This is a genomic window from Bacillus proteolyticus (genome assembly GCF_001884065.1).
Classification (GTDB): Bacteria; Bacillota; Bacilli; order Bacillales; family Bacillaceae_G; genus Bacillus_A; species Bacillus_A proteolyticus.
Genome location: NZ_MACH01000158.1, coordinates 1 through 13,226 on the forward strand (window position 1 = coordinate 1; position 13,226 = coordinate 13,226).

Annotated in this window: 13 protein-coding genes and 1 pseudogene; 9 read left to right on the forward strand and 5 right to left on the reverse strand. The window is 35.1% G+C overall.

Going from position 1 to position 13,226, the window contains the following annotated elements; genetic code table 11:
- From BAQ49_RS28825 to BAQ49_RS28835, 3 genes and pseudogenes are all read left to right on the forward strand, one after another.
- Window positions 1-310: pseudogene (locus BAQ49_RS28825) on the forward strand (MFS transporter); the annotation flags it as partial.
- Window positions 311-326: 16 nt separating this feature from the next.
- Window positions 327-1,166: a glyoxal/methylglyoxal reductase gene (locus BAQ49_RS28830; protein ID WP_071748086.1), complete on the forward strand. Its 840-nt coding sequence runs from the start codon at window positions 327-329 to the stop codon at window positions 1,164-1,166.
- A 114-nt stretch (window positions 1,167-1,280) separates the two neighbouring features.
- Window positions 1,281-2,207, forward strand: coding sequence for a thioester domain-containing protein (locus tag BAQ49_RS28835; protein WP_071748087.1), 927 nt, complete (start codon window positions 1,281-1,283; stop codon window positions 2,205-2,207).
- Between the two features lie 41 nt (window positions 2,208-2,248).
- Here BAQ49_RS28835 and BAQ49_RS28840 read toward each other — a convergent pair whose 3' ends face one another.
- A complete protein-coding gene (locus tag BAQ49_RS28840; RefSeq protein ID WP_071748088.1) occupies window positions 2,249-2,887 on the reverse strand; it encodes an NAD(P)-dependent oxidoreductase in 639 nt (212 codons plus the stop codon).
- A 303-nt stretch (window positions 2,888-3,190) separates the two neighbouring features.
- On the opposite strand from BAQ49_RS28840, the gene BAQ49_RS28845 reads away from it, so the two are divergent.
- The 4 genes from BAQ49_RS28845 (at window position 3,191) to BAQ49_RS28860 (ending at window position 9,338) form a co-directional block, all read left to right on the forward strand.
- Window positions 3,191-4,621 carry an alanine/glycine:cation symporter family protein gene (locus tag BAQ49_RS28845; protein ID WP_071748089.1) on the forward strand — a complete coding sequence of 477 codons (1,431 nt, stop codon included), beginning with the start codon at window positions 3,191-3,193 and terminating at the stop codon, window positions 4,619-4,621.
- Between the two features lie 257 nt (window positions 4,622-4,878).
- Window positions 4,879-6,321, forward strand: a complete 1,443-nt coding sequence (locus tag BAQ49_RS28850) for an alanine/glycine:cation symporter family protein (RefSeq protein WP_071748090.1) — start codon at window positions 4,879-4,881, stop codon at window positions 6,319-6,321.
- A 302-nt stretch (window positions 6,322-6,623) separates the two neighbouring features.
- The gene (locus BAQ49_RS28855) at window positions 6,624-7,805 is read left to right on the forward strand and encodes a NupC/NupG family nucleoside CNT transporter (RefSeq protein ID WP_071748091.1); all 1,182 of its coding nucleotides are present in this window, start codon (window positions 6,624-6,626) and stop codon (window positions 7,803-7,805) included.
- A gap of 351 nt (window positions 7,806-8,156) precedes the next feature.
- Window positions 8,157-9,338: a NupC/NupG family nucleoside CNT transporter gene (locus tag BAQ49_RS28860; protein ID WP_071748092.1), complete on the forward strand. Its 1,182-nt coding sequence runs from the start codon at window positions 8,157-8,159 to the stop codon at window positions 9,336-9,338.
- 45 nt (window positions 9,339-9,383) lie between these two features.
- On the opposite strand, the gene BAQ49_RS28865 is transcribed toward BAQ49_RS28860, so the two are convergent.
- The 3 genes from BAQ49_RS28865 to BAQ49_RS28875 all read right to left on the reverse strand — a co-directional run bounded on the left by BAQ49_RS28865 (window position 9,384) and on the right by BAQ49_RS28875 (window position 11,586).
- Window positions 9,384-10,553 carry a DUF418 domain-containing protein gene (locus BAQ49_RS28865; RefSeq protein WP_071748093.1) on the reverse strand — a complete coding sequence of 390 codons (1,170 nt, stop codon included), beginning with the start codon at window positions 10,551-10,553 and terminating at the stop codon, window positions 9,384-9,386.
- Between the two features lie 149 nt (window positions 10,554-10,702).
- Complete coding sequence (locus tag BAQ49_RS28870) at window positions 10,703-11,209, reverse strand: ferritin (RefSeq protein WP_071748094.1); 507 nt, start codon at window positions 11,207-11,209, stop codon at window positions 10,703-10,705.
- Window positions 11,210-11,262: 53 nt separating this feature from the next.
- Window positions 11,263-11,586, reverse strand: coding sequence for a MazG nucleotide pyrophosphohydrolase domain-containing protein (locus BAQ49_RS28875; protein ID WP_071748095.1), 324 nt, complete (start codon window positions 11,584-11,586; stop codon window positions 11,263-11,265).
- 73 nt (window positions 11,587-11,659) lie between these two features.
- Between BAQ49_RS28875 and BAQ49_RS28880 the strand changes: the two genes are divergently transcribed.
- Window positions 11,660-12,238, forward strand: coding sequence for an LOG family protein (locus tag BAQ49_RS28880; protein WP_071748096.1), 579 nt, complete (start codon window positions 11,660-11,662; stop codon window positions 12,236-12,238).
- 118 nt (window positions 12,239-12,356) lie between these two features.
- On the forward strand, window positions 12,357-12,638 hold the full coding sequence (locus tag BAQ49_RS28885; RefSeq protein WP_071748097.1) for a hypothetical protein: 282 nt from the start codon (window positions 12,357-12,359) through the stop codon (window positions 12,636-12,638).
- An 18-nt stretch (window positions 12,639-12,656) separates the two neighbouring features.
- Here BAQ49_RS28885 and BAQ49_RS28890 read toward each other — a convergent pair whose 3' ends face one another.
- Entirely contained in the window at window positions 12,657-12,854 is a 198-nt protein-coding gene (locus tag BAQ49_RS28890) for a hypothetical protein (protein WP_071748098.1), read from the reverse strand.
- Window positions 12,855-13,226: the final 372 nt, after the last annotated feature.

Genomic DNA, 13,226 nt, shown 5'->3' on the forward strand with positions numbered 1-13,226 from the left:
GCCATTTAAAGTAGCTGGATTAATCACAATTATTTTCATGGGACTATTCGCATTTATGAATGTTCCGGGGCTACAAGTATATGTAGTTATATTGGCAGAGCGCTTTGTTCCGAGTGCGGTTGATGTTGCTTCAGCAATTAATATTGCCGCATTTAACGCAGGGATTGCTTTAGGTTCTTATATAGGTGGCCTTGTAACGAATTCGTTAGGATTAATCCATACTGCTTGGGTAGGCGGCATTATGGTAGTAGGCGCTGTTATTTTAACAGCGTGGAGTATGACATTAGAAAAAAGAGATCAAGTAAAATAAAAGGAGAGAAAATAAAATGAAAAACTTACAAAGTAAAGCAGTATTAAATAATGGTGTAGAAATGCCTTGGTTCGGTTTAGGTGTATTTAAAGTAGAAGAAGGACCAGAACTTGTAGAAGCTGTAAAATCAGCGATTAAAGCTGGATACCGCAGTATCGATACAGCCGCAATTTACGGAAATGAAAAAGCTGTAGGTGAAGGAATCCGTGCAGGTATTGAAGCAACTGGTATTTCAAGAGAAGATTTATTCATCACTTCAAAAGTGTGGAATGCAGATCAAGGATATGAAGAAACAATTGCTGCATACGAAGAGAGCTTAAAGAAATTAGAACTAGATTATTTAGATTTATTCCTTGTTCACTGGCCTGTAGAAGGAAAATATAAAGATACATGGAGAGCGCTAGAAACACTTTATAAAGAAGAGCGCGTACGTGCAATTGGTGTGAGTAACTTCCAAATTCATCACTTACAAGATGTAATGAAAGATGCAGAAATTAAACCGATGATTAACCAAGTAGAATACCACCCTCGTTTAACTCAAAAAGAATTACAAGCTTTCTGTAAAGAGCAAGGTATTCAAATGGAAGCATGGTCACCACTTATGCAAGGTCAATTGTTAGATAACGAAACATTACAAGAAATTGCTGATAAACACGGCAAAACAACAGCGCAAGTTATCTTACGTTGGGATTTACAAAATGGAGTGATTACAATTCCAAAATCAACGAAAGAGCACCGAATTATTGCAAATGCTGATGTATTTAACTTTGAATTAACAAAAGAAGATATGGAAAAAATCGATGCATTAAACCAAAATCACCGCGTTGGTCCAGATCCTGATAACTTTGATTTCTAAGATTAAAGTAAGAAAGAAAAAAGAGTGCTTTTATGCATTCTTTTTTTTGTGCATAAAAATATTTTCTAATTAAATACTACTTAGTATTAAGTTTGTTATTAAGGGGCTGTAAACATGAATATAAAGCAATCGTTCAAAATTTTAGCTGTTTTTTTAAGTGTTTTATTTGTGTTATTCCCGCTTCAAAAAGCATTCGCAGAAGTTATGGATCATACAAAGTATGAAATGGATTGGAGTTATAGTAAGTCAAAGAAAAAGCCAATTCGAACAGAACTTATTAAAACGGCAGATGGAAAAATTGCATTTTGCTTAAATGTAGATTTGAAATCTCCAAGCGGTCAAGATTTACCGGAAATGGGGAAAGTGGATATTAACGTATATCGTGTACTATTAAATGGGTATCCACAAAAAAGCCCGCAAGAATTAGGAGTATCCGATTGGAGAGAGGCTCATTACGCAACGCAGCTTGCAGTGTGGAATGCGTTAAAACAAATTGATGTTAATGATTTAGATTTCCGCAATAAAAATGTAGAGAAAGTAACGAAAGATATCGTTGCAAAAGCAAATGCTAGTGAAGAATTACAAGAAATTACGATGAGTGTAACTCCTACAGAAGAACAAGAAGCAGTATTGAAAAATGATTTCTTTGAAACAGGTTTATATACAGTAGAAACAAATGCAAAAAGCGGAACGTATAAAGTGCAAGCAACAGGTGCACCACAAGGCGCGAAGTTTGTAAATGAAAAAGGCGAAGCGAAAACTGAATTTAATGTAGGAGAAAAGTTCCGCATTTTAATTCCGAAACAAACACCAGCTGGTGGATTTAGCTTTAAAGTATCAGGGAATTTAACGAAATTACAAGGTATTGCACATAAAGGAACGCCAACGATTCAAAATGCGGTTGTACTACTTGAGCGTAGTGAAGAGAAAACGAGCCCAGAGTTAGCGGTAAGTTGGAAAAAAGCAAATGGTCATGATAATAAACCAAATAAACCCTATACACCAAATGAACCACATAAACCGAATCAATATAACAGATGATAAAAAAAGCTCGTAAACATTATGTTTACGAGCTTCTTCTATTATTCAGCTTCAGAAACTACTGTGAAGCGTTCGTTTACGTGTTTTGGAGCTTCGATTTCATCAAGTGCCGCTACTGCAAAGTCTTCGTAACTTACGTAGCTATCGCCTTTTGAGTTAACAAGAAGATTGTCTTTGCCAGCTGTATAAGAACCAGTACGTTTTCCTAATGCGAATAGTGCAGAAGGGCTAATAAATGTCCAAGTGATGTCATTTGTTTGTTGAAGAATTTCTAAGTTTTTACCTTGGTTTTGAGCAGTTGCAAGGTATTCATTTGGGAATCCTGGTGTATCAAATACACGTGTTGTTTTCTCTTCGTCTACAAATAAGCTTCCAGCGCCGCCAACTACAAGTAATTTTGTATTAGGTGCAGATTTCATAGCTTCAATAAGTACATTTCCTGCATCTACGTGAAGATGTTCTTGTCCTGCTGGAGCACCGAATGCATTTACAACTACATCGAATGCTTGTAGGTCGTTAGATGTAAGAGAGAATACATCTTTTTCTAAAACGTTTACGTTCTCTTCTGTAATTTTTGCAGCGCTTCTTACGATTGCAGTTACTTCATGTCCACGATCTAATGCTTCTTTTAAAATACGGCTTCCAGCTTTACCAGTTGCTCCGATAATTCCGATTTTCATAATAAATCCCTCCAAAGTGTTTGTTAAAGTGTATATCTGAAATGAATGAATGTAATGTAATTGGGTTTGTTACAACCTGATGTAACCATTATAGTTACAGTTATATATTTTTGTCAATGGTGTTGTTTATGAAATTATTTTTTGTTTTAGTATGCACAGCTACTGAAAGTGGAGTCATAAAAGAACAATGTATTTATGTGGAGTGACCTAATATTTGGAAGTTGCAAGATGTCGAAAAATGTTGATTTTTGAATATTTTTTGAATATAATTCGATTTATGGATAAAAGGAGGGGGATAATTGTATGAATATGTTAGAACAATTCGTTTCATCAACGAATACGATTCTTTGGTCATATATTCTTATTGCAATGTTAATTGGTTTAGGGCTTTATTTTTCTATTAAATTAAAATTTGTACAAATTACTCATTTAGGGGAAATGGTTCGATTAATGAGTGATGGTTTAACTGGAAAGACACGTAAAAAGGGAAGTGTATCGTCATTCCAAGCGTTTTGTATGAGTTCAGCAGCTCGTATCGGAATCGGGAACTTAGCTGGTGTAGCGCTAGCTATTTCTATGGGAGGACCTGGAGCAGTATTTTGGATGTGGGTTATTGCGATTATCGGGGCGTCTTCAAGTTTCGTAGAAAGTACGCTTGCGCAAATTTATAAAATAAAAGATGGCAGTGGCTTCCGTGGTGGTCCTGCTTACTATATGGAAAAAGGTTTAAATAAACGTTGGATGGGAATTTGGTTCTCTATCCTTATTACAATTAGTTACGGTTTAATTTTCAACTCAGTACAAGCAAATACAGTTACATTAGCATTTAAAAATGCATTTGGTATTGAGCGTTATGTTGTAGGGATTGTACTTGCGGTATTAGTTGCGGTTATTATTTTTGGTGGTGTGAAAAGTATTGCGCGTATGTCAGAAATGATTGTTCCGCCGATGGCAATTGTTTATATTGCAGTAGCTATTTTCGTTGTTATTAAAAATTATTATTTAATACCGGATATGTTTACAGAAATCTTTAAAGGTGCATTCGGTTTAGATTCAGCTGTAGGTGGCGGTATTGGTGCTGCAATGAAGTTTGGTATTCAGCGTGGATTATTTGCGAATGAAGCAGGTATGGGGAGTGCGCCAAACGCGGCTGCGACAGCGGATGTAACACATCCAGCTAAACAAGGATTTATTCAAACAATTGGAGTATTAGTAGATACATTTTTAGTATGTACATCAACAGCATTTATCGTACTATGTTCTGGTGCATATAAGGCAACGAATTTAGAAGGTATTGAATTAACGCAGGTGGCGTTAAGTTCACAAATCGGTTCGTGGGCAAGTAGCTTCTTAGCGATTATCATTTTCTTATTTGCTTTCAGTTCACTTCTAGGAAACTATTATTATGGTGAAACGAATATTGAATTTATTAAACAAAGTAAAACTTGGTTAACGATTTACCGTATTGCGGTAGTGGGAATGGTATTATTCGGTTCTGTTGCGACGCTTCAAGTCGTATGGAATATGGCAGATTTATTTATGGGTCTAATGGTAATCACAAACTTAATTGCGATTACACTTCTTGGACGATTTGCGTATGCAGCATTAGCGGACTATGTGAAACAAAAGAAACAAGGAAAAGATCCAGTCTTCAGTGCAGATTCTATCCCTGGTTTAATGAACACAGAGTGTTGGGATAAGCCGGCGGTAACTGATAAAGAAAAAGCAGTGTAATAAAAAGGCGAGCATCGAGATGAATTCGATGCTCGTTTTTGTTTGCCTATTTTTCTTGCATTTGTAGGGAATGAACGGTTAAAAATTGGATAAATGCACTCATTGATTTATAGTTTTACTTTCTAAAAAACAGAAATGTTATAAAAGATGACATTATCATGTTATAAAACCTAACATGTTTTTGTCGAAAATTCTTGATTACTAAAAGTTTTTAGAATATAATTTTCTTATTGTTAGGAATAGGGGGCAATACAAGTATGGATTTTTTAACTAATGTAATTGGGGATATAAATAATGTCCTTTGGTCATATATCATTATTGCGATGTTAATTGGATTAGGACTTTACTTTTCATTTCGTGTGAAATTTGTCCAAATTCGTTACTTCGGAGAAATGATTCGCTTACTTGGGGACGGGGCGAGTTCAAAAACAAGAAAAGCACAAAAAGAAAAAAGTGGTGTATCATCATTCCAAGCATTTTGTATGAGTACAGCTTCTCGTGTAGGTACTGGTAACTTAGCTGGTGTAGCTATTGCAATCTCAGCAGGTGGTCCAGGTGCTGTATTTTGGATGTGGTTAATCGCGGTAATTGGGGGTGCTTCTGCATTTGTAGAGAGCACATTAGCGCAAATTTACAAAGTAAAAGATGGGAATGCGTTCCGTGGTGGTCCAGCGTATTATATGGAAAAGGGTTTAAAGAAACGCTGGCTAGGAGTTGTCTTCTCTGTTCTAATAACAGTTAGTTTCGGATTGATTTTCAACGCCGTGCAGTCAAACACAGTAGCAGCGGCTTTTGATGGAGCATTTAACACAGATGGTAAGTTTGTAGGTCTGTTTATGGCTGGTTTACTTGCAATCATTATCTTCGGCGGAGTAAAACGTATTGCGCGTGCGGTTGAAATGATTGTTCCAGTAATGGCAATTATATATGTAGCGGTGGCATTATTCGTTGTTGTAACAAACATTACGGCAATTCCATATGTATTTAAAGAAATTTTCTTACATGCTTTCGGAATTAAAGAAGTAGTGGGCGGGGGATTAGGAGCTGCGATTTTACTAGGGGTAAAACGTGGATTATTTTCAAATGAAGCAGGTATGGGTAGTGCGCCGAACGCAGCTGCGACTGCAAACGTAACACATCCAGTTAAACAAGGTTTCATTCAAACTTTAGGGGTATTTACAGATACATTATTAATTTGTAGTTGTACAGCATTTATCATTCTTTTATCAGATGTACCGGGTGCAGCTGATCTAAATGGAATTCAATTAACGCAGCAGGCGTTAAGTCAGCATATCGGGCCATGGGCATCTATATTTGTAGCAGTTGCAATCTTCTTGTTTGCATTCAGTTCATTAGTAGGTAACTATTACTATGGTGAAACAAATATTGAATTCTTAAATGGAAGTAAAGTGTTATTAAACGTATACCGCATTGCTGTACTTGGTATGGTTATGTTAGGGTCTGTCGCAACAATTCAAATTGTTTGGGATTTAGCAGATCTATTCATGGGTATTATGGCTATTATTAACTTAGTAGCAATTGTATTCCTTTCTAAGTATGCTTTCGCGGCATTATCAGATTACGTAAAGCAAAAGAAACAAGGAAAAGATCCAGTCTTTTATGCGGATTCTATTCCAGGTTTAAACAATACAGAGTGCTGGGATAAGCCAGCGGTAGTGGATAAAGAAAAAGCGGTATAATAAAAGATGGAACGAGCATCAGAGAAATTTGATGCTCGTTTTTTTTGTAGTAATAAACTAGGAGAAGAGGTAAAAGACGAACATTAATGTAGGTTTTATAAATAAATGTAATTTTTTTTAGAAAAATGCGGATATGATTTAGGATTTATGTTAGAATGGGAAATGCCTTTGAAACAAGAGGTTTTATGGTTTTTCATATCCGATTGCTGGTTTTTGAGGAGGAGTGGAAAGTTCGGATTATTTCTTATTTTGAATGGTCAGACGTTCAACGTTAATGAAGAGTTAAATGGAGGATTTTATTAATGAAGTTTGTTATGTTTCTTGTAGGATTACTTGTTGTATTCGCACTCGGTTTTCTTATAAGTTCTGATCGTAAGAAGATTAAGTATAAACCAATCGCGATTATGCTTGTTATTCAGCTAGCGTTAACGTATTTCTTATTAAATACGCCAATTGGTTATATTTTAGTAAAAGGAATTTCAGATGGATTTGGAGCACTTCTTGGATATGCGGAATCTGGAATCGTTTTCGTATTTGGTGGTCTTGTTAATAAAGGAGAGGTTTCTTTCTTCTTAACAGCTTTATTACCAATCGTATTCTTTGCCGTTTTAATTGGAATTCTGCAACATTTTAAAATTTTACCGATATTTATTCGTGCTATTGGTACTTTGTTAAGTAAAGTAAATGGTTTAGGAAAATTAGAATCATATAATGCAGTAGCGGCTGCAATTGTTGGACAAGCAGAGGTATTTATTACTGTAAAAGATCAGTTAAGTAAAATCCCAAAACATCGTTTATATACATTATGTGCATCTTCCATGTCGACTGTATCGATGTCGATCGTTGGTTCTTATATGAAGATGATTGAACCGAAATATGTAGTAACAGCACTTGTATTAAATTTATTTAGTGGTTTCATTATTATTCATATTATTAATCCATACGATATTACAGAAGAAGAAGATACATTACAGTTAGAAAATAAGAAAAAGCAATCATTCTTTGAAATGTTAAGCGAATATATTATGCTTGGTTTCACGATTGCGGTTACAGTAGCAGCAATGCTACTTGGTTTCGTAGCATTAATTACAGCAATTAATAGCTTGTTTGATTCAGTGTTCGGTATTACATTCCAAGCTATTTTAGGATATATTTTCTCACCATTAGCATTCGTAATGGGAATCCCACAATCAGAAATGGTAACAGCAGGACAAATTATGGCAACGAAATTAGTATCGAACGAATTTGTTGCGATGCTTGATCTAGGAAAAGTAGCTGGTGATTTATCAGCTCGTACAGTCGGTATTCTTTCTGTATTCCTTGTATCATTTGCGAACTTCTCGTCTATCGGAATTATCGCAGGTGCAACGAAAGGGATCGATGAAAACCAATCAAACGTTGTTTCATCATTCGGATTACGACTTGTATACGGTGCGACATTAGTAAGTCTTTTATCGGCGATTATCGTTGGTGTTATGTTATAAAAAAGGGTGGTCCTAGCACATAGCTAGGGCTATTTTTTATGGTTAAATTACATAAAAAAACCAATTAATTAGGAATATATTAACATATAAAAATCTTTTAAAATTTATATTGCATTTCACCTAGATAACGCTTACAATTTGATTTGTAGGTGGTATCAATTTCAGACTTTCAAGTATGGTAGGAGAGAAGAGGCTACCTTTTATAAATTGCAATTTATGTAAACGCTTACTGATTTTAGATAACAGTTGAATAATATTTAGGGGTTTTAAATTTTTTAACATCAATGGTCAGACGTCATTCGTTATACGTTATACGACCAATAACTCGTGAGAGAAGTGGAGGATTCACATATGAAGATAGTAATGTTTCTAGTCGGTTTACTTGTAGTATTTGTACTAGGTTTCCTTATAAGTTCAGATCGTAAGAAAATTAAATATAAGCCAATTGCACTTATGCTTGTAATTCAATTGGTACTTGCGTATTTCTTACTTAATACAAAGGTCGGATTTGTGTTAGTAAAAGGGATTGCAGATGGGTTTGGCGCTATTTTAAAATTTGCGGAAGCTGGGGTTAATTTCGTATTTGGTGGTCTAGCAAACGATGGACAAGCACCATTCTTCTTAACAGTATTATTACCAATTATTTTCTTAGCAGTATTAATCGGGATCCTGCAACATATTAAAGTTTTACCGATTATCATTCGTGCCGTCGGTTTCTTATTAAGTAAAATTAACGGTTTAGGAAAACTGGAATCATATAATGCGGTAGCAGCTGCAATTGTTGGTCAAGGGGAAGTATTTATTACAGTAAAAGATCAACTAAGCAAATTACCGAAAAATCGTTTATACACACTATGTGCATCTTCAATGTCAACAGTATCGATGTCAATCGTCGGTTCTTATATGAAAATGATTGATCCGAAATATGTAGTAACAGCACTTGTACTAAACTTATTCAGTGGATTCATTATCGTTCATATCATTAATCCATATGAAGTAAAAGAAGAAGACGATATTTTAGAATTACAAGAAGATAAGAAACAAACATTCTTTGAAATGTTAGGCGAATATATTATGCTTGGTTTCTCTATCGCTGTAACAGTAGCGGCGATGTTAATCGGTTTCGTAGCATTAATTACAGCAATTAACGGTGTATTCGATTCAATTTTCGGAATCACATTCCAAAGTATTTTAGGATATGTTTTCTCACCATTAGCATTCGTAATGGGTATTCCAACATCAGAGATGCTACAAGCAGGACAAATTATGGCAACGAAATTAGTAACAAACGAATTTGTTGCGATGCTTGATTTAGGAAAAGTAGCTGGTGAGTTATCAACTCGTACAGTAGGTATTTTATCAATCTTCCTTGTATCATTCGCGAACTTCTCATCTATCGGAATTATCGCAGGTGCAACGAAGAGTATCGATGGCAAACAAGCAAACGTTGTATCATCATTCGGACTAAAACTTGTATACGGTGCAACGTTAGTAAGTATATTATCAGCGATTATCGTTGGGGTTATGCTTTAATAAATTAAGAAAAGCAATGAGCGTATGGGCTCATTGCTTTTTTGTTTAACTTGCTTTATCCAAACTTCTTTTAAATCGTGGTCTCTCTAAATAAGTTCCCAGTCTCCATACATATTCAACAGGCCCCATTCGATATTTCCGTAGCCAATATGTGCTAACCAATAGTTGAATCGTATAAATTCCGATGGTTAAAAGAATACCGAAGAAGTATCCGATTTTACCGAATAAGCCAAAGCCATAAGCGTAAAAAATTGTTGTTGTGATAATGGATTGAGCTAAGTAATTACTAACCGACATTTTCCCCATATTCGCCATATATGTTAGTAAGCGCGATGCTTTTTTGTAATGGAATAATAAAATAATTGTGCTTCCGTAAAAGAATGTCATGGTTACTGATGTAAGGCCATCTTGTAACATAATTAAAACTGGATGCTTTACGAACATGGCTAAGATTTTAATTGTAAAAGAGAAAATACCAGTGATAAGCCAAATCTTTTTGATAGAAGGCATGTGTTTATCAATCTCAAGTAGCCAGCCCTTTTTTCCTACATACATTCCGAGTAAGAAAAGTGGGGACATAAAAATTATTGCGAAAATTGATATGAAAACTAGTCCGAAGAAACCGTTAATCCCAATATACTCGAAAGGATTTTCAGTTAATCTAAAGTTGACATGATCCATATAGCTTCCAGTTTCATGAACTTTATGCTCTTTTTCAATATAAGGAGCAAAATCATTAATATTTGTATTTGGATCAGTTTGATAAGACATAAGTGTAATGAGTGCGAGTAGAATAGTTGCCCAAATCAATAATGTTTTTGGTTTTCTATTTATAAACATCATTAAGAAAATCCCGATAAGCCCGTATGCAAATAAAATATCTCCGGACCAAACAAAGGTGCCGTGAATGAAACCTAGTAGTAAAAGAATGCTAATACGCCTTATATATGTAGGGAAAAACTTTTTTCCTTTTGCGATAATACTTTTTTGTAACAAAACAATGCTAAGCCCAAATAAAAAAGAGAATAGGGAAATAAAATTCTGTGTGCCGAAAAATTGAATAAACCAATTAGCACTTTCATCAAGTTTTCCGAAAATATAAGTGGGTTTTTCATTAGCGAATAACCCGAATTGAATTAATGTCATATTAACAAGTAAAATGCCAAATAAAGCGAAACCACGAATTGCATCAACAGCTTCTACACGTTGATTCATTTTTTCTCTCCTCGCATATTGTTTTATATTGAAAATAATACCATTTCCTAACTGATTCTATGTCAAATGTGAGGAAATTTAAGGTGATTTTAAGATAGAAAGCAAATAAAAAAAATCACCTTAATACATTCATTAAGGTGATTAAAATATTACTCAGCTGGAGGCGTAAATGTACGTTTCTCTAATTCAGCATCTAGCATAAATAGTGCGTTTGAATCGCTTGTAATACGTTTTAATTTTTGAATGATGCTATCGAATGAAGCTTCTTCTTCTACTTGCTCATCAACGAACCATTTTAAGAATGTAATCGTTGCATGCTCACGCTCATCCCAAGCGATATCAGATAAGTGATAAATACGTTTCGTTACTTCACGCTCGTGCTCAAGTGCTACTTCAAAAGCGTGAAGTACAGATTCATATTCATTATTCGGATTATCGAATCCAGTAATAATAGCGCGCTCACCGCGGTCATTAATGTAGTTGTAAAGCTTCATTGCGTGGAAACGCTCTTCTTCAGCTTGTACAAGGAAAAAGTTAGCGAATCCATCATAGCTCTCAGCTGTACAGTAAGCAGCCATTGCCATATAAGCGTGGGCAGAGTAAAATTCAAAGTTCATTTGTTCATTTAATGCGTCGTGCAATTTTTTAGATAACATAAAATCCCCCTTATTATTGTGACAAGAATATTATATCATAATTGATAATATTCTCATTTGGATGCTTCGAACCTTTTCGAAAGCTTTGTGACGTGTGTGTCCATAATGTCTTGTAAATCCAAATCATATTTTTGCGAAAGAATAATAAGATTAGATAGTACATCACCAAGTTCTTCTTTTAGTTCTTGTTTTAGCTCTTCTTCTGTTTTCGCATCTTCATCAGGACGATCGCGGCCGATTTCAATAGCGCGAACAACTCGTGAAACTTCCCCAACTTCTTCAGTTAAGAAATTTAAGCGAATAAAGGCATTATACTGTGACCAGCTTCGTTTTTCGTAAAATTCCTCAACCCATCTTTGAAATGCAACGATATCCATTTCTTCCTCATCCCTTCAATATGTTGTACAATGTTCATTGTATCATAACAATATATAGTTTCGGGGTGTAGGAATGAGAAAGATTTGTGTGTTTGCAGGTTCCAATTTAGGGGAGAGACCAGAATTTAAAGAGCAGGCAATCCAGTTAGGGAAAATGTTTGTTGAGAACGACTATGAGCTTGTATACGGTGGTTCATGTGTTGGATTAATGGGAGAAGTAGCAAATGAAGTTCTTCGTTTAGGTGGACGTGTAACAGGTGTTATGCCGCGCGGTCTATTCCGAGGAGAAATTGTTCATACAGGATTAACAGAACTAATTGAAGTAGAAACGATGCACGAACGTAAAGCGAAAATGGCAGAGCTTGCGGATGCTTTTATTGCATTACCAGGCGGATATGGAACGTTTGAAGAGCTATTTGAAGTAGTATGTTGGTCACAAATTGGTATACACAATAAGCCGATTGGTTTATTGAACATAAAAGACTTTTACGGACCAATTTTGCAAATGGTTGAACGTGCAGCAGAAGAAGGCTTTATGAATCCATCGAATAAAGAGTTAATTGTTTCCGCTGAGACGGCAGATAAACTAATTCATGAAATCCAAAATTACGAGCGTCCTGTTTTGGGGACGAAGTGGAAGCAGCTATCATAATACAATTGTATAGAGATTTTTGGAAACACATGTCATTTTATCTTGAAAAGGCATGTGTTTTTAATTTAGTTAAATATATTAATATTGAGATATAATGTTTTTGGAAAAGGAGAAACAGATGGAGGAGTTTGTGTATTTACGTCCTGTTTTTAAAAGTATTTTAGCAGCGTCTATTCTTGTGATGCTAATTGTTTTAAGACAAAAGAAAGAGCTAATTAATGAATTTTCGCTTTGGTTTATTTCGATATTGTGTATAGGTGTTTCAGCGATAACGTTGTTTATGTCTGGGTTTATTGTTGATGAGTATAATTTAGGCGGAGATTCAGTGTCGTTTGATATGTTTATTGGGATTGTTTTGATCAGTGGTCTGAATTTCGTTATTTACTATAAACGGAAATAACAAGGAAGGCATTCCATATTACTTTGGAATGCCTTTATCATTTTGATTACTTTGTTTTTTATACAGGTACCAGCCACCCCAGCCGCCACCAATCGCTACAACAACGAGGAAAGCATAGTCTTTAACCTCGATACGTATATTGAAAATATTGGCTGTAAGTAAGACAATCCCAACCGTTATTAACGCAAAAAATGCTCTAATTAAGTAGTCTTTCAACTGAACCACTCCCGCCATTTAAGTAGTAAATGATGAATTTGGAAAAGCTTTTTGGATCTATTTTACAAAAGGGTGTTTCCTATATTTTAACATAAAAGAGATTGTAATATATTGATAAAAGTAGGAAAGGGGCGCGCTAATATTGTCGTGATTTGTCGGTAAGTCGATATATTGGAAAAATCGCTGATATATTTGATGAAACGGTCGATATAATGAAAAAATCGCTGATATAATTCGAGTTGCGGTCGATATAATTGAAAAATCGCTGATATAAATTTCATGTACCAGCATACACGACCACTCTATAGAAAAAAAGCGACTCTGAACGAGCCGCTTCCGCTTTAAGGTATTATCCAGCTCCAGCGGCTAGAA